Consider the following 17,013-nt stretch of genomic DNA (forward strand, 5'->3'; position numbering starts at 1 on the left):
CTATACCCAGCTTTCTCGATCCGCTCTTTGGCCTGCGCTTCTGTAAAGCTGTTGTGGCCAGCGACGGGTGCTGTCGGGTTCTTCGTGTCGGGGGTCGCGACGGCCGGGGTGTCGGGGTTGGTCGTCGTCGTCGTTGCCGTCTGGGCAACGGAAGTAAGAGCGGAAGCGCCGAACAGAGCGGCAGCAAAGATTATTGTTTTCATTGTGTTTCCTCACGTTATTGGATCGTTTCACGGATCCCTGAGGCTAGAACCATGAGGTCGGCGATTGGTTCCATTCGGGAAGTCCCCGAACCATTCTTGCGACAAAAAGTTAATTGGGACGGTAATCACTTGATGGAGAGCACGATGGTGGACAAAACACATCGACGACGTGTTTCTTGACACTCTCAAGGACATCTATTTCGTCGAACGCCAGGTTCTGAAAGCTTTGCCTAAGGCGGCGCGCGCGGGGCGGGCACCCGACCTAAAGGCGGCATGACTCAGCGACGAAGGGGGTGGAGCAACGAGCCAATGCTTAAGTCAGACGCTCGGTGCCACTCAGTGGTTAAATCATCGAACGAAACAAACTTACTCCGCCTGCACGCCTAGACGGGGCCTTTTACGGGACCTGCTGTTCTGTTACGGCTGCCGCCATACCTTGAAGTTGGCGTGACATCGTGTTGTCCCTTGGGAGACTCTTTGAACTTGAGGTGGGCCGAACGTCGTCTGTTGCGCTAGCCAGAACAGAGTCGCAGGCACTTCAGAAGGATCGAACGTGCTGAATATTTACCGCGACACAGAGCGTTCCATATCAATCGGAACGACCGACCCGCTCCCGGATCGGGTGGTCTGGATCGATCTGCTCGACCCGAACGACGATGAGCGCATGTTCGTGGAAAGTCAGGTCGGAATAAGACTTCCGACACGAGAGGCACTTGGCGAGATCGAAGAATCCAGCAGGCTTTCAAGCGAAAAAGGACATCTCTATCTCACCACGCCTGTGATCGGCAATGCCACGCTTGAGGACGCCGAGGTGTCCGCCGCAGGTTTCGTCCTTGGTCCAAAAATACTGGTAACAATCCGATACGAAGCGCTTCCGACGTTCGACGCCGTCGTCAAGTTGATCGCGTCCGACGAGACACTCAACAGCAGCATCGGTGTCTTCATCGCGCTTTTGGAAGCCATCGTCGACCGTGGCGCGGACGTCCTCGAACAACTGGGCTCTGGCATTGACGAGGTTTCGCGCGCGGTCTTCCGCGGTAACCTTTCCAGCTTGAAAAATCCAGCCAAGTCCTCTGCCACGCTCCGCCAAACTCTTTCACGCGTGGGCGCGCTTGGTGACCGCCTGTCAAAGGCGAGAGATGTGCTGCTGGGGGTGGCAAGAATAGCGTCCTATACGGCCGACGTGGGTTGCGACTGGCTGGCCAAGGAAAACAGCGATCGTCTCAACGCAGTATCCAAGGACCTGGTGTCGTTGAGTGATTTTGAAACTCACCTCTCGGACAAAATCCAATTCCTGCTCGACGCTGTCCTTGGATACATCACGATTGAGCAAAACGATATTTTCAAGGTACTGACGATCGCGTCGGTTGTCGGCGTGCCGCCGACCCTGATTGCCGGGGTGTGGGGCATGAATTTTAAAAACATGCCAGAACTCAGCTGGAGCTGGGGTTACCCCATGGCGTGGCTCGCGATTATTCTCAGTGCGGTACTGCCTCTGATCTGGTTCTGGAAGCGCGGCTGGTTTTGAGCCTTAGACCGTGGAATACATGTCAAGGAATGCAAGCGCGAAAGGTGGTCGAACTATCGTTGGTCACTGAACGCCGAGATTTTAGAAATCCCTGCCGCCTGCGGGCAAATCTTAAGCCTTTGCGATCAAGACAATGTGCTCGCGGAGCTCTGAGCCTGGACAGCGTCATATGCAGACAAGCAGCCATCCTCGGAGAACATCTCAATCGAGCATTCTCGCAAGGAGTCTTCGTCCTCATCGAGCATCACCGCGACGTATTTCAGGGTGTACAGGGCGGAGTTGCGCTAACCCATGCTGCCTCGTTCTGTGTTTTCAGATCTGGTCAGTGCTGCCGGTTTTGGGTCTTCGCAAAGCCAGCTTTTCCGAGTGTCCGACGGCGGGCAAGTTTAGCAACACGGTCTTCAATGATATCAACGCTGGTATCGACGGGGTCAAAGCGGACTCCATACCAACGCACGAACTTTGGATGCTGCGGATGTCGTGGCTTCGCCATGACTATCAGGAATTCCTCAAACCCAGAGGTGCTGCCAGCATCCTTCGGTGGCGCTCTGCGCCGACCTCCAATGAAGCGCGGATATTCGAGTGAAGGGTAACCATCCTCTACTGTTTCGGCCGTGATCGTGTGCTGCCAGTTATCGCCGAAGTCATAGGTGTAGTTGAAGGTCGCGATCCCACGGCCGATGAGCGCTGCAATGCAGACGTTGCGAGCCGCAAGGGTCTTACGCCCACGAGCTTACGAGGCGGCGCGGATCGCCCGCCATGTGACGAGCAAGCACCACATCGAAATCGCCGCATGAAAGATTGACGCGGGCCACAACAGGAAGCCGATCATCTTCAGCACAAGCGCGGAATAGACAAAAATCGCGGTGACCAGGCAATTGTAGAGCGTAATGCCGACCAGTAGTTCGAAAGGACCATGACGCCGGTTGTCGTTTCTCGCGCCCCAGCTCGCTGCGGCGGCAGCGAGCAGCGCAGCGCCGCAAATTCGCCCGATCACTGCGACTTCCGGAGCTATCAACGTCGACCCAAACAAGAGAGTAACCACCAAGGACGGGACCACGACTAGCGCGAGCCCGGTCGCACCTTCAACGACAGCAAACAGGGACAGAAGAGTGCCGCGACGGGCGGTGGTCATGGCTCGAAATTCTTCCGTGGCCACATCAGCGTGTCGCCTCAAGCTTGATCTTCAAGCTTCCGAGCTTGCCAGTGAACGCAAACGGTGCCTGATAGTCGTTATCGTCCACACCCGTTCCAGTGTCCGAACCGATATCGAAGGTCTCGCTCGCCTCAAGAGCAAACGGAATGGTTTGAGGAAAGGTACCGCTTGCGGCCTGGGTGCCGTCAACGGTGATCGTGCCTGTTCCCCCTTTGCCAAGGCCAGGTCCGTCAGACTTGAAGGCGAAGACAACATTGTGCATGCCAGGCGTCAATGCGGCTGGGCTTTCCACTCTTGGCCGGGCGAGGTCGAGTAGATCGTAGACAAAAACTGGCTTCCCTTTGAGCAGATAAAACCCCCATCCGCCAAAGCGACCGCCTGCGGTGACGAGCATGCCGCTGCCGCCGTCCGTAGGCACATCGATGTCGGCGGTAATCGTGAACGACTTATTGAGGATGCTTGGGGCCGTCCCGAGAGGCACGCCGACAATGGGCTTTGTGTAGATGAAGTCGTTGCGTCCGGCGACGACGCTCGGTCGGGGCAGAATGAACCGCGTCAGAGCAGAAGCGTCCAGCGGCAAGACCTGATACTTCGTGGCTTCGACCCAGAACAAATCCTGCAACTCTTTCAGCTTGGCCGGATTGGCAGCCGCCACATCATTGTTTTGCGTCCAGTCCTTGGACAAGTCGAACAGTTCCCAGGTGACGCCGTTGACGATGTCTTTCGGCGTCGGAGCCGTGCCGTTCCAGGGTTCACGATAGGGCATTGTGGAGGCGATCCACCCATCATGGTAGATCGCACGATTACCGAACATCTCGAAATACTGCGTCACATGTTTCGACGGCAGATTGGCGTTTGCCTTGTCGAAGGTATAGGCGAGACTGACGCCCTCGATCGGCGTTTGCGTGATGCCGTTGACCGTCGCGGGCGCAGGGATGCCGGTTGCCTCCAGGATCGTCGGCACAATGTCGATGACATGATGGAACTGATTGCGGATGCCGCCTGCATCCGTGATGTGACCAGGCCAGGCGATGGCCATGCCGTTGCGAATACCGCCGAAATAGGATGCGACCTGCTTGGTCCATTTGAACGGTGTGTCGAAAGCCCAGGCCCAGCCAACCGCATGATGCGGATAGGTGAGCGCTGAACCCCAGGCGTCGTAGAATTTCATCTGGTCCTGGACGGGTACGTCGACGCCATTGAAAAAGGTCATCTCGTTTGGCGTTCCCGAAGGCGACCCTTCGGCGCTAGCGCCATTGTCGCCACTGATGAAGATGATCAGCGTGTCATTGAGCTTGCCCATATCATCGACGGCCTTGACGACCCTGCCGATCTCGTTGTCGGTGTAAGCGAGGAAGGCCGCGTAGACATCGGCCTGCCGGATGAAGAGCTTTTTCTCGTCGGCCGAAAGCTGCTCCCAGGGCTTGATGATCTTATCCGGCCAAGGTGTGAGCTGCGCGTCCTGCGGGATAACGCCCAGTCTTTTTTGGTTGGCGAAGATTTGTTCGCGCAACGCGTTCCATCCCTTGTCGAAGAGATGCATGTCGCTGATCTTCTTGATCCACTCGGGGGTCGGGTGGTGCGGCGCGTGGGTGCCCCCTGGTGCATAGTAAAGGAAAAACGGCTTCTTAGGATCAAGCTGGTTGAGTTGATTGAGATAGTTGATGGCGTCGTCGGCCATATCGGTGGTGAGATTGTATGTGGCGTTGTTCAGATAGGGATAGACACGGGTGGTGTTTCGGTAGAGGTCCGGCTGCCACTGGTTGGTCTCGCCACTGAGAAAGCCATAAAAGTATTCAAATCCCATGCCGATGGGCCACTGGTCGAAAGGACCCACCTGGCTTGTCTGGAAAGATGGCGTGTTGTGGTTCTTGCCGAACCATGACGTCGCATAACCATTGGCCTTGAGGATCGTGCCAATCGTGTCCTTGTCTGCTGTGATGACGCTGTCGTAGCCGGGATAGCCGGTCGATGCCTCACCGATGACGCCGAAGCCGACCGAGTGGTGATTGCGGCCAGTGATGAGCGCCGCGCGTGTCGGGGAGCACAGCGATGTCGTATGGAAATTCGTGTATCGCAGACCCATGGTGGCGATCCGGTCGAGCGTCGGCGTTGGAATGACGCCGCCGAAGGTGCTGGGAGCGGCAAATCCAACGTCATCGGTCAGTATCAGCAGGACGTTCGGAGCGCCCTTGGGTGGCGCGACTTGCGGCTGCCAATAGGGCGTCGACTGGAGCGCATCGAGATTGATCTTGCCGCCGAACTGGCCTGGCGGCGGCGGAATTTGTCGACCGTCAATTGTCGTTGTCGCGCTCGGTGTGCCAAGTGTCCCGCTGACCACCTCAGCGGCGAATGCTGTCACGTCAAAAGAGATCAGCGTGAGTGCAGTGCCCAACAATGCCGCAAGCTTCATGACCCTTCCCCCTTTTCCCCAGTTCAGAGCTTGTTCTCGCACCATAATTTTAGCAAGTGCAAACTGGAGGCTCGACGATAACCTCCGCTTGAGAGCAATGTGACGCCAACATCTTGATGATCTGGGGCGACGACGTCGGTTACTAGAACGTCAGCGTCTGCAACGAGGGTATGCTGGGCAGGTCAGGGCGATGCCATACTTGCGGCCGGCGTCGCGGGCGGTTTCGAGCATGCGCAGATTGCCAAGGCGCGCCACCTGATCGAGAAGAAAGGAAGTCCTGTCCGTCACCTCGACATTGCGATTGTAGATCGCGTTCATCCGCGCGCCGATGACGACGCAGACCCGGGTGTGTGTCCAGCACCTTGAGGTCGAGTGCGATAAAGATGCGGTGTTGCCGGCAGCAAGATCGTCCGTCGCGAAGCTCGACCGAGACACCAGCGCTGCATTGTTCGGACAGGACAGCCAGCGTGTCTCCTTCACCGCATTGGCGCAGATGCCGCTGCGAACTCGACTGGATGAGGGAATCGCGGACGTCCCTCAGTGTCGGGCTGCCGAAGAGACCGCCCCGGCTCTCAGAGAAGCCTGATTAATTTGATATGAATAAGCTCAACCAATCAATTTCAGCTTTTCCGATGCCTTCCGGAGCATCGTGGCGAGTGGTTCATATACGTCCCGACCGGATGACGAGACTTCCGAAGAAAGAAGGCCATTTTCACAGGGTCGATCATTGTCCCAACCGGGATGATTGACAACAGGATATAGGCAGAGGCCCTCGGCCGGCACTCCCAATTCCATCGCGCGCCCGGTTTGGCCAGCGACATATTCGAACCAGGACGCACGTCTCTCGTTCTCGGTACCGGTCTCCGATATGAAGATCGGCTTACCGTATCGGGCGAAAGTCTCGATCAAAATTTGGCTGAAGGGTTTATAGAGCGCGTGACCGATGTCGATCGGCGGGCCTCCATGGATCCACTGATTATTGAAATAGTAGTTTACCCCAAGAATATCGAGATAGCGTTCATTGCCGCCGATCTGCGGCCACATCCTTCCCGCGATCAAGTCCCAGGCCTGGAACTGAGACTGGCGATGACCCTCGGCAATGCGTCGTTCCTGCGGTCGCGACGGATCGGCCACGACGTTTATCACAGGTTCGCAATGCACAAACCGTGCTCGGGCATCCACCGAAAGAACGGCGTCCATCGCCGCGATCGCCGCCCGAGCAAGCTGTACTTTCAGCTCGAAGCCCCGCCCGTTCGCAAATGGATTCAAATAGCCGGCATCGCCTCCCCCCCACGAGAAAAATGATATTTCGTTAACGGGGCAATAGAAAGGAATGTCGTCGGACTCTTCCCTTACGATGCGAGCACATGCGCGGGCAAAGAGAGCAAAGCGGTCGACAAAACCTGGCGACCATATGTCGAGATCATCTGGCCATCCATAATGCAGCAGGTCCCAGACTACCTGAGTTTTGGTTGCCGCGGCTGCGCGGAGCATTGGCCTGACGCTCGACCATTCGTAGTCACCGGATTTCTCGATCAAATGCCATCGGAAACCGTCGCGCACCGAGCTGATCCCAAGACCTTGAAGTTGGCGATAGTCGTCTTCCGGCTGGCGATCGTGTCCGACGGCGGCAATCACATCGACCCGACGGCCCGATACTTCGTCCTGACGCGGACGGAGCCGATGGGTGGAGCATTCAAATCCGCCCTGCATGAACGATGTGAACAATCCGGTTGGACCGGCAGGCTTTCGCTGGCAACAAACATCCAAAAGTAGCCCTTCCCATAGCGGCAACACTGCCTCCACCGAATAGCTCGCCTCGACCTTTCGGCGCAACTCCAAGCCGAGGGCGCGCCGGCGTGTCGGGTCGCGGATGAGTGAGATCATCTGCGTTGCAACGGCACCGGCGTCCCCATAGGGAACGAACACTCCGGATATTCCATCGTCGATCTGCTGTTTCGCGCCGTTGTCAGGCGTCGCGATGACGGGGAGGGCGGCCGCGCCCGCTTCGGCGATGACGTGCGGCATGCCTTCGTCGGATGAAAGCCAGACAAAAATGTCGAAAGCCGACAGCAGGCTCGGGACATCTGTTCGGTCACCCAGAAACTGAAGCACATCGCCCAGCCCACGTTTCGCTGCCAAGGCCTCGAGCTGCACCGCATATTCCGGGAGGAAGGTATCGGGACCGCCGATGATCACGAAACGAGCACAGTTTTCTGAAGCACGCACCAATGCGGCTGCCTCGATGAAGACCTCGACGTTCTTCTTTGGATCAAGGCGACCCACCCAGCCAATTAGACTCTCGTTTTCCGCTATGCGTAGAGCGTTTCGGTTCTGGCCCCGCTGTGCCGGGTCGAACGACGCGAGATCGACCATCGAGGGAATCTCGACCGCATGGTGTTCGCGGCCAGGCATTCGGGACGCGGCAGCGTTGCGGATGGAGCGGCAAACGCCAACGTAGCGCGTGGTCAAATGCTTCGGACCAGCCAGCGCTTCTGACACGAGCCCGCCATGTTCGATGAGGGGCGGCCGGAGATGTAAACGCTCCAATGCAGGATAGATATCAGCGACGTTCTGGCATGAGACAACGACGTCATAGCCTGGAATTTTTCCAGCGAGATAAACGACCGTGTCGTCGAATGACAGCTCGTAAGGCGTCGTATCGACGTCGATCCCCAAGGCACGGAGCTGCCGGTGCGTCTGTTCGGGCATTTCCGGGTTACGGAAGCAAACGACCAGGTCGAGGTGGAAGCGGCGGCGGTCAAGGTGTTCAGCAAGCAGCCGCACCTCGGTCTCTTCTCCACCGACGACCAGCCAGGCGAATACGAAAAGAATGCGCATCGGCGCTTGTTCGACCATCATCCTCCCACCTTGAATACGACTTGCAGAAACTCCGGCCGGTTTTCGACCAAATCGCTGAGGAAGGCGGGCGCTTCGTCCATAGGGACGATGTGGGTAATCATGTGCTCGCGAATAGCTCTTCCCTCCGCGACAATGAGGTCGACGGTCGCGGCGGCAAGTCGGCGGCGATCCCAAAGCGGCGCGAGCCCGCGGGGCACGCGGTTGATCTGGGCGCAGCGAATGTTGAGGCCGTTGTGATGAAACTCCTCCCCTAGTCGCAAGGCATCTGCCCCATCTTGATAGAACGCGAGATCGATGACGGTACCCTGCGGCCGCAAGGCCTTCAGTGCGGTGTGTAAGCTGCGGGCATGAGCCCGCGTCTGGAAGACGAGGTCCGCGCCGCGCCCCATTGTTCCGTCGTGCCAGCGCGCCTTGGCATGCTGCCACGCCTGTTCTTCCGTCATGGCTGTGAGCCCCATTGCCTCCGCCTTTCCGCGGCGAAAACCCGACGGATCGGTGATCACAATTTCCGATGCGCCGAGCGATCGCGCAAAGAGTGCCGTCATCAGCCCTACGGTCCCAGCTCCGATCACGATCACTGGCCGCCCGGCAACGCCCGCGCCAAGTGTCGGTACTTGAGCCCCAAACGTTTCCGCGTCGGCGTGCAAAATGCCGTTGGCGGCGATCGGGCCCATTTGGGCAACGAAGACGCCCAGCACAGGGTCAATCTCCTGGCGCAAAGGGATCAGGAGATCGTCAAAAGGGTCCGCGGTATGACCGGTCTTGTGGCCGTAACTTGCCGCCAACACGTCGCCGTCGGAAAAGCCAAGGTCTCGGGACTGAGTGACGCGCGCGACTTCCATGTAACCAAGGAATGGCACCGGATAGCGCAAATCTGGCTCGTTTTCGACGAACACCCCCCGACCGGCGTCAAAACGGGAGCGGAAATAGGGATTGGAATTTTTCATGAATGTCAGCTCGGTTCCGGCTGACAAACCGGTGTAGATCGTATCGAGCTTCACACGTCCGTCGGCAGGCGGGCCTTCTTCATACTCGAAGAAGTAGGCTCGGCCGGGCTCTTCGATGCCAAGCGAACGTATTTTGCGATGGCCGGGCTGAAGACACTGTGGCTCAAACTGCCGCGGCTGAGCTTGCAAGGGGGCTAAATCTCGCTTAATGCGCGGCGTATCAAACCGGATAGGCTCCCCGGTGCGAGCCGAGGACACGACAGCAAGGGCCAACCGGTGGGTAGCGACCGCGTCGCTATACGGGCAGCGGATGCGGTTTTCGCCGCCGCGTACGGCATCGATAAAATCACGATCCTCTCGCCAAACCGGATCGCCATCCGCGGCACGAACAGGTCTCCCCCTTCCAATATCGATCATGATGTCCCGATCGGTCAGCTCGATTGCAAGCTTATCGGCGAAAATGTGCAGCCCAATGCGGTGACTCCAGCCCAAAAGGCAGGTCGAGGCTATGTTTGCAACGACACCGGTGTCGAATGTAAGATTTGCGGTCGTGACGGTCGGCACATCGAGGCCCGGAAATTCCGATCTGTCCTTGTGAGTGCTGCGTCCGTACACATCCGTCACTTCGCCGACGAGAAACCGGGCAAGGTCTAGCAGATGGGTTGTCTGCTCGACCATTTGGCCACCCGACTTGTCTTGCTTCCACCACCATTGCGGAGGCGGCGTTGAATCCAGCCAATAGCCCGATAGCAACTGCGCGGGATTGTCGACCAGCAGATTCCGGGCCTCATCGACGATGTCCAGATAGCGCCAATGGTAGCCAACGCCTGTAATGAGGTTGGTTTTCGATATCTCCTTAGCCAATTCTTCGGCAAGCGCCAGGTCGAGCGATACAGGCTTCTCGACGAAGAATGGAATGTGGCGTTGGATAAGATCGCGCTCGGGCTCGCCGTGGGCGAAAGGGGGTATGCAGATGTAGACGGCATCGAGCTGCTGGGTGTCGAGCATTTCTCGGTGATGACCGAACGATTTGGCTCCGAAGCGCATTGCTGCCTGGTCCGCGCGGCGAAGATCCGGGTCGGCGAACGCAACGATCTCGACGTCCTCGAAGCTACCAAGAATGTCCAGATGCCGATGGGCTATTCCTCCGACGCCGATGAAGCCCAGCCGTGTTTTCGTCATGGTTTCATCCTCTTGCATTTGCTTTGTCGGGCGGGCGAGGAACCGCTGGTAGACGTCCCCGGTCTCATCAGCCATTCGATAGACGGAGAAGTTTTGTCTGAAACGTTCGCGGCCCGCCCTGCCAATGGTCGCGGCAACCTTGGGATTTCGGAGCGCGTGATTGACAAGCGAGGCGAGCGAGGGGGGGTTGTCGGGCTCGGCTAAATAAGGGTGGTCTTCCCCCAAGGCTTCCAGCGTTCCACCTATTCGTGTTGCAACAACCGGCACGGCAAGCGACATGGCCTCGAGGATGGCTAGGGGAAGGCCCTCGAAACGTGACGGAAGAATGAACAGGGTCGCAATCGCCATAATCTCTGCCACATCGGATCGCTGACCTAGAAATTGAATTTGACCGGACAATCGCAGTTCATCCGCCAAGGCGCTCACGCGTTCCTTCTCCGGGCCTGACCCGACAAAAAGCAGTATCACGGACGGGTTGGCCTTCAGAATTTCCGGGAGGGCGCGCACCAACGATGCCTGATCTTTTTGCTCTGTGAACCGGGCGACTGTCAGAAGAACAATTTTGCCGATCAGGCCGAGTTCTTCCACCAATTCGGATCGTGGCTTCTCCGCACGGCTTGGAAAGATGCCGTTTCGAACCAGCGTCAATCGCGAGGGCGCGACCTGCGCTTCAACGAAGCTGCACCGCGATGCCTCGGAGACGACGATATGATGCGCTACTCTTTCGGTTTCGCGTCGGAAGTGGTTGATCTGCTCTGGGTCGGTGAGGAGGTAAGGAAGATGTTCGGTACGGATGACTGGAATGGCGGAGATGCTTGCAGCTCTGGTGAGTTCGTGTCCCTCCCATCCTATCCCTGCATGTACGTGCAAAATGTCGATGTTCGATCTGGACAACCAGTCGGTTAATTCGTCGGTGTCTAGCGCAAGCTTTATCCCGAGCCCGTGGCGAGCAGCACGCGCGAGAAGCAAGCGGTTGGGGTCTACTGCCATCAACGCGATTGTGACATCCCATCGCTTGCCGAGAGCTCGACCGAGCGCAAGCATGTGTTCCCCCATCCCAGACGGGTCGATGCTGTCGGTTGCCAAAACGACGCGCGGCTTCCTAGTCATGCTGGACGCCGGAAAGCGCTTTGGAGGGCGCGGCAAAACGAGCTTGCAGTCGGCGGTAGGTTGCCAGCGCCTGCCCAACCACCTGGTCCATATTATAGTATTTGTAGGTTCCGAGGCGACCGACGAACGTCACGTCTTCACGTCCATGTGTGAGACGCTCGTATTTCTTGTAGAGCGCCTGGTTTTCCGGACGCGGGATTGGGTAGTAGGGGTCTCCCTCGTCGCGCGCATACTCGTAAGTTATGCTTGTCTTCGGATGGACCTGCCCCGTCAGATGCTTGTATTCCGTGACGCGGGTATAAGCCACGTTTTCGGAGGGATGATTGATAACCGCGACCGGCAGCAGCCGTCGCGTATCATGCGTCTCGTGCTTGAATTCCAGGCTACGATAGGGCAGGCACCCGAAGCGATAGTCGAAATACTCATCGATCGGCCCGGTAAAGATCGTATGCTTTGCCAAGGGTTTTTGCTTGAGATCGGCGAAATCTGTGTCGAGCATAACGGTGATGTTTTCGTGATCCAGCATGCGCTCGAACATGCGCGTGTAGCCATCAAGCGGCATGGCCTGAAAGCGATCCAGGAAGTAGCGGTCGTCTAAGTTGGTGCGAGTGGGAACCCGCGCCGTTACCGATCGGTCAAGTTCCGATGGGTCCAAGCCCCACTGTTTGCGGGTGTAGCCTTCGAAGAAAATCCGATACAGCTCGGTGCCGACTTGCGATATAACAACGTCGCGTGACGTCATCACCGGGTCAACAGGCTCTGCACGATCCGCCAAAAAGCGCGCCGCCGCGGCTTCGGTGGTAAGATTCAGATTGTAAAGGGCATTCAGCGTCGTACGGTTGATCGGGATTGGGAGGTGGAGATCGCCGATCTTTGCAAGCACTCGATGTTCGTAGGGCCGCCACGCGGTGAAGCGCGATAGATATGTCGCGACATCTTCGCTGTTCGTATGAAATATGTGCGGCCCGTACTTGTGAACGAGGATTCCGGCGTCATCGTAATGATCATACGCGTTACCACCGATGTGCCGCTTCTTGTCGCAGACGAGCACTTTCTTGCCGCCGTCAGCCGCTAGGCGCTCGGCGAGAACCGCTCCCGCAAACCCAGCGCCGACAACCAGATAGTCGTATGTATCTTTTTGACCACCGAAAGGGGTCCGCAGGTTTGATCTCTGAGGTGCAAAGGTCGAGACGACCTTTTGGGCCGGCACTTGCTGAAGCAAGGCGGACATTTTCTCGAATGTCGTGTCCCAGGATGATTGCGACAGCATATGGTCAACCGTCTGAAGCCATGCGGTGTCGGAGCGGGCCATGCTCAAGGCCGCATCGCATCCAGCAGCGAATGCTTCCGCGTCGTCTGCTAGAAAAACGCCCGGAACTTCACTGTAGCCTCGCACAACATCGACGATCGGTGTTCCAACCACCGGGCGACCGGCGGCGAGGTATTCGGGGGTCTTGGTCGGGCTAATGAAGCGGGTGGCTTCGTTCAGCGCAAACGGCATCAAAGCCACCTGCCAACCTGAGAGATAGGCGGGCAGATCCGTGTAGGCCTTCTGGCCAAGGTAATGAATATTGGCCGCCTTCGGCACTTCCTCCGGCGATATCTTCAAGATCGGCCCCAGAAAAACGAACGAAAGGTCCGGCCTGGCTGCGGCGACGCTTTTGATCAGTTGTAGATCTAGCCTCTCGTCGATGACGCCGTAGTAGCCGAGACGAGGGTGCGGGATGATAGCCTGGTCGGCCGGTTCTGTGACCGACCAGTCGCGCGCCGCGCGAAAATGGTTGGCGTCGACACCGGATGGAAATGGATAGATGTTGTCGTGCTGGCCCCGTTTTGCGTCATAAAGGCTGAGCCCCCCTGTGAAAACGAGGTCAGCGCTGGCCATTAACTCCTGTTCGGAAGCTTTGAGGTTAGCAGGCGCGAACTTAAAATTAGCCAGTTCGTCCATGCAGTCGTAAACAACCGCAACAGCATCGATGTGGCGCGCGAATGCAAACATTAGCGGAGTATAGAACCAGAGGATCGGACGCCTGCCCCCTTCAAGCAGGATAAGATCATCCAGCAATCGACGAAGGGCATCTTCTCGCTTGCGCTCATCCCATAAGTGTGGGACGCGCGGACGGATTGCCTTGACGGTGGTTCCTTCGAACGGATGTATCTCTAGATAAGCGAGATGATGGTCGGTGGGAATGAACTCTTCGAAGTAGAAAACCTGGCGCTCGCGCCCGAACCTATCCATCAGATGCTGTGGTCTCTGCAGTACGAAGTCCCATCTCAGGTGCGAAAAACAAATGAGCGGCGCGTTGTCCAACAGACTATTGTCGGATAGCTGGGGGACGGAGTTTAGTAGGTTCATCGAATGCCTCGCGATCATACAGATTCCGAACCATTGATCGGGAGTTATGTTCCGACGCGCCAATTTTATCTGGTTAAGCGCTCGCAATGAGCCGACTGAGCTTGCGCACGCTATGAGGCCAGGTCCAATTCTGGAGCACAGCTTGTCGCGGATTAAATTCAGCCAATCTTCGCAGCGTATCGCCGATACCGTGGTGAAAATTCTCCGCTGAAGCGGTCCGCCCTGTGGTCGGAGTGATATATTGCAGGCCACAACGCAGCTCACTGTTGGCAAGCACCGGTATCCCAGCCAGCATATATTCCGTTAAGATCGCCGGCGCGCCGTCGTCGACGCCGCAAACCACGCCCAGGCGCGCTTGATTCATAAGCCTGTTGACTTCTTCGAACGGCACCCCTGGCGGCCCGACGAAATCCACGTCAATACCGAGCTCAACGACCTGACGGCGGAATGCGCCGATCAACTCTCCATAGCCGCAGACGCAAAGTGTGCGAACTGAACGAGGCAGCTTTGCAAGGGCTTCAAACAAAATGTCATGACGCTTGTAAGCTTGCGCCGCTGCAACGTAGATTACGTCGTAGGTCTTGGGCAAGTTGAGTGGTTTGAAGGTCATTTCAGATGCGAACTCAGGTCCAATCGGCAAGATAGCGGTGGTGATGGCCGGGTGGCGTTCGCGTACCACCTCTGACTGCCATTCGGAGCCAGTTAGCACGAGATCGAAATGCCGGCTTACCTTCGAAGGCACGCGCAAGGCGCACGCGTCGATCGAGTTATAGATTTTGAAACTGCTGCTACAAGCCGATAGCACGTCCTCACCGACGCCAAGACCCCAGACGCACAAGATGGACGGAGGCCCAAAGGCCTCGATATGCCCAAGCATGTCATTGGAAGCAAACGGTGCGCCTGGCCTGGCCATCTGAAACGTGCGATGGGTAAGGAGTGGGTTGCTATCGGACCCACGAATTGGGATCGCACCACGGCGGTGGGTCCAGATCTCCCCACAATCTGCTAAACCTTCCTTTACGACCGCAAGCGGAAGACGTTCGAGATAACCTCCCGTGACTTCCACACTTTCCCGCGGAACTGGCTGAGGAGCGAGCCCCCGATTTCCGCACAGCCATTGTTCGCGAAACCATTCCACCGCAGCGAACTCTGCGTCTTCCCACCTGCCACTTTGGAAATCGCTGATGACGACTATTCGCCTCAAGCCGGCCGGTGTGGTTTTCGATGACTGCATTTGGGGGTACCACGGTATGATGAGCACTGCCTCAACACCGTTGATTGCCTTTTGGTTCCCGCATCGACGAGCAAGGGCGACGGCTGCAAAGCTCCAGGCGGGCATCGTGCAAGCCATGAACAAAGACGCGGAACGCCCGTGGCGTCATCGCCTGCCAATGGCATCTACAATCATCAGGAATGCCCGTCGGGCAGCAGGAGTGGTGCGCCGATCGCCGCGAACTGCGGTGAGTGCGGGTAAGGGTTTTTCGCATTGCTCACATTGCCTGAAGCTAACATCGACCGAAATGCGCGGCTGCCCGTGCACCTCTGCGTTAGCCAAGAGGTAGAGACGTTGTGATGGAACTCTCCTAGACGAAAAGAGCGTGCAGCGTCGGCGTGCGGCGAGCGGACTGGCCCGGCCCCAACCCTTTGGGGGAATCCGCATCTTACGACTGATGGATCGTTGCCTGCCGCCTCGTATAGGTCGTCAGGGACCCACTCGGGCGCGAAGATGGACTGCGTGCCTCGCGCGCCGGAGAGGTGCGTGGGCCACTCAGTGGGAATAAAGATATACCACGAGGTCTCTAGCCTCGGCGTCCGATATCCCGGTCGCCGGCATCGCCGTGTGGGGCGAATAGCGCTGAGGCGACACGATCCAGCCAACGAGGTTCTCGGTCGAGTTGGGCAGAATACCACCGATGTAGACCCGCTTCGAGATGCCGGCCAATGGTCCTCCGACCTGCCCATCCGCACCGGGAATGCCGGGGATGGTGTGGCAACCTGTGCAACCATATCGGCGAAAAAGCTGGGGCGCTAGAGACGCATCACCGCTAGAAAGGGCGGCCCCTACGTTCCCCTCCGTTCGCCAGGTGGATATCGCGTTTGCCGCCAGGAAGATGGCAAAGACAAGCACGACCGCAATCGTTCCGCCGAGGACCTTGAAGCGTTGGACGCGAACAAAAACATTAGACATGAACACCTCCTTTGCTCGAATCTGCAACCAGTAGCCACATCAAGGCAAGTGCCGCGCCAGCGTAGACTGTTCCAGCAGGCACCCACATCAGAATTCCCGCCAACTGCTGGTCTTCTAGCGATGTCAGACCCCAGTCGGCTGCAAATTGCGTTTGAAACGGATAGAGCACGCGGGGGGAGAGTGCCAAAAGAGCGCCAAGGAGGCTGGTGTGGACCATGGTTGCAAAGATGTGCCAGGCCGCGACCCCGCGCTGACTTCGCCATATGACTGACCACCAGAACAATAGCGCGGTCAGCAGAAAGCTTAGGTGCTGCAGTCGATGAACCGTCAGATCCAAGACTGAAGCATCGAGCAACACGGGAAGGTGCCAAAGCCAAATGGCGACCGCGTGAACGACTGTCGCTATCGTGCCGGAGGTTATGCAGTTCCAGATTCGGCGCGAAATTCTTCCGCTTATCAGGTCGCCGACTTGCTGCCTGACATCTCGCGGAAGGGCCCAAAGTAGAGTTGCCATCGGGCGCGCAAGCACGATCAGCGGTGCTGCAACTGCCATGACGATCTCGTGCTCGATCATATGGAAGGTGAACAGGTGTTCCCCCAAGGAATGCAACGGCGAAATCAGGGCTCCAATGAGCGAGAGCATGGCTGTCCCGTAAAGAACCGCGCGTTGGACCAATTGCAGCCGGCCAAGGTGAGCTCGGCGCCAGAGTTTGGCGAAGCCCACTGCGTAGAGGCTGACGGCGATAAGCAATGGGATGACAACCCAAGGATCGAAGGTCCATGCGTCGCCATCGCCGTTCGTCTCGTTGCCGTGTGCTAGCGCCGAAGTGGCGGATATCAGCAATGCTGGGATTGCACTCAAGATTGGCATGGGTTTACGAGCATGGACGCCGCTCCTTGCATCAAGATTGCGAAAATGAACGGGAGCGCTCCGAGCGCGATCATCAAGGAGGGAACTCGATTGCTTTCGCCCCGCATCGACCGCCCGATCTGGGTCGAGATCGTAGTGACCAACAGCGCTACGGAGAGCGCAACGGCGGAAGCAGCGATGCTCCAAAGGGATCGTGC

Annotated in this window: 10 protein-coding genes and 3 pseudogenes; 2 read left to right on the plus strand and 11 right to left on the minus strand. The window is 57.7% G+C overall.

Annotated elements, in window-relative coordinates; genetic code table 11:
• A pseudogene (locus CPY51_RS27340) lies at window positions 1-203 on the minus strand (PepSY domain-containing protein); the annotation flags it as partial.
• 160 nt (window positions 204-363) lie between these two features.
• Here CPY51_RS27340 and CPY51_RS27345 point away from each other — a divergent pair.
• Together CPY51_RS27345 and CPY51_RS27350 are read left to right on the plus strand one after the other, a co-directional pair.
• Window positions 364-477, plus strand: a pseudogene (locus CPY51_RS27345) (DUF892 family protein); the annotation flags it as partial.
• Window positions 478-825: 348 nt separating this feature from the next.
• The gene (locus CPY51_RS27350; protein WP_244598799.1) at window positions 826-1,731 is read left to right on the plus strand and encodes a magnesium transporter CorA family protein; all 906 of its coding nucleotides are present in this window, start codon (window positions 826-828) and stop codon (window positions 1,729-1,731) included.
• Window positions 1,732-2,053: 322 nt separating this feature from the next.
• On the opposite strand, the pseudogene CPY51_RS27355 reads toward CPY51_RS27350, so the two are convergent.
• From CPY51_RS27355 to CPY51_RS27400, 10 genes and pseudogenes are all read right to left on the minus strand, one after another.
• Window positions 2,054-2,440: pseudogene (locus CPY51_RS27355) on the minus strand (plasmid pRiA4b ORF-3 family protein); the annotation flags it as partial.
• 24 nt (window positions 2,441-2,464) lie between these two features.
• Complete coding sequence (locus tag CPY51_RS27360) at window positions 2,465-2,866, minus strand: hypothetical protein (protein WP_111163383.1); 402 nt, start codon at window positions 2,864-2,866, stop codon at window positions 2,465-2,467.
• A gap of 25 nt (window positions 2,867-2,891) precedes the next feature.
• Window positions 2,892-5,300, minus strand: a complete 2,409-nt coding sequence (locus CPY51_RS27365) for an arylsulfatase (protein WP_244598800.1) — start codon at window positions 5,298-5,300, stop codon at window positions 2,892-2,894.
• A 150-nt stretch (window positions 5,301-5,450) separates the two neighbouring features.
• A complete protein-coding gene (locus tag CPY51_RS27370; RefSeq protein ID WP_111163385.1) occupies window positions 5,451-5,825 on the minus strand; it encodes a type IV secretory system conjugative DNA transfer family protein in 375 nt (124 codons plus the stop codon).
• Window positions 5,826-5,906: 81 nt separating this feature from the next.
• On the minus strand, window positions 5,907-8,162 hold the full coding sequence (locus CPY51_RS27375; protein WP_111163386.1) for a glycosyltransferase family 4 protein: 2,256 nt from the start codon (window positions 8,160-8,162) through the stop codon (window positions 5,907-5,909).
• Entirely contained in the window at window positions 8,159-11,401 is a 3,243-nt protein-coding gene (locus tag CPY51_RS27380) for a glycosyltransferase (RefSeq protein ID WP_111163387.1), read from the minus strand. The genes CPY51_RS27375 and CPY51_RS27380 overlap by 4 nt, the downstream gene beginning before the upstream one ends.
• On the minus strand, window positions 11,394-13,757 hold the full coding sequence (glf, locus tag CPY51_RS27385; protein WP_111163427.1) for a UDP-galactopyranose mutase: 2,364 nt from the start codon (window positions 13,755-13,757) through the stop codon (window positions 11,394-11,396). The genes CPY51_RS27380 and glf overlap by 8 nt, the downstream gene beginning before the upstream one ends.
• A 73-nt stretch (window positions 13,758-13,830) precedes the next feature.
• Complete coding sequence (locus CPY51_RS27390) at window positions 13,831-14,991, minus strand: glycosyltransferase family 4 protein (protein ID WP_111163428.1); 1,161 nt, start codon at window positions 14,989-14,991, stop codon at window positions 13,831-13,833.
• Window positions 14,992-15,525: 534 nt separating this feature from the next.
• Window positions 15,526-15,945, minus strand: a complete 420-nt coding sequence (locus CPY51_RS27395) for a c-type cytochrome (RefSeq protein ID WP_111163388.1) — start codon at window positions 15,943-15,945, stop codon at window positions 15,526-15,528.
• Window positions 15,938-16,816 carry a cytochrome c oxidase assembly protein gene (locus tag CPY51_RS27400; RefSeq protein ID WP_111163389.1) on the minus strand — a complete coding sequence of 293 codons (879 nt, stop codon included), beginning with the start codon at window positions 16,814-16,816 and terminating at the stop codon, window positions 15,938-15,940. The genes CPY51_RS27395 and CPY51_RS27400 overlap by 8 nt, the downstream gene beginning before the upstream one ends.
• Between the last annotated feature and the right edge of the window lie 197 nt (window positions 16,817-17,013).

It is taken from the genome of Arminella tubonensis (assembly GCF_003240585.1).
Lineage (GTDB): Bacteria > Pseudomonadota > Alphaproteobacteria > Rhizobiales > Rhizobiaceae > Rhizobium > Rhizobium tubonense.

Coding starts and splice junctions, on each gene's coding strand:
- CPY51_RS27360 (WP_111163383.1), bottom strand. CDS start 2,866: ATGACCACCGCCCGTCGCGGCACTCTTCTGTCCCTGTTTGCTGTCGTT.
- CPY51_RS27365 (WP_244598800.1), bottom strand. CDS start 5,300: ATGAAGCTTGCGGCATTGTTGGGCACTGCACTCACGCTGATCTCTTTT.
- CPY51_RS27375 (WP_111163386.1), bottom strand. CDS start 8,162: ATGATGGTCGAACAAGCGCCGATGCGCATTCTTTTCGTATTCGCCTGG.
- CPY51_RS27380 (WP_111163387.1), bottom strand. CDS start 11,401: ATGACTAGGAAGCCGCGCGTCGTTTTGGCAACCGACAGCATCGACCCG.
- glf (WP_111163427.1), bottom strand. CDS start 13,757: ATGAACCTACTAAACTCCGTCCCCCAGCTATCCGACAATAGTCTGTTG.
- CPY51_RS27390 (WP_111163428.1), bottom strand. CDS start 14,991: ATGCAGTCATCGAAAACCACACCGGCCGGCTTGAGGCGAATAGTCGTC.
- CPY51_RS27395 (WP_111163388.1), bottom strand. CDS start 15,945: ATGTCTAATGTTTTTGTTCGCGTCCAACGCTTCAAGGTCCTCGGCGGA.
- CPY51_RS27400 (WP_111163389.1), bottom strand. CDS start 16,816: ATGCCAATCTTGAGTGCAATCCCAGCATTGCTGATATCCGCCACTTCG.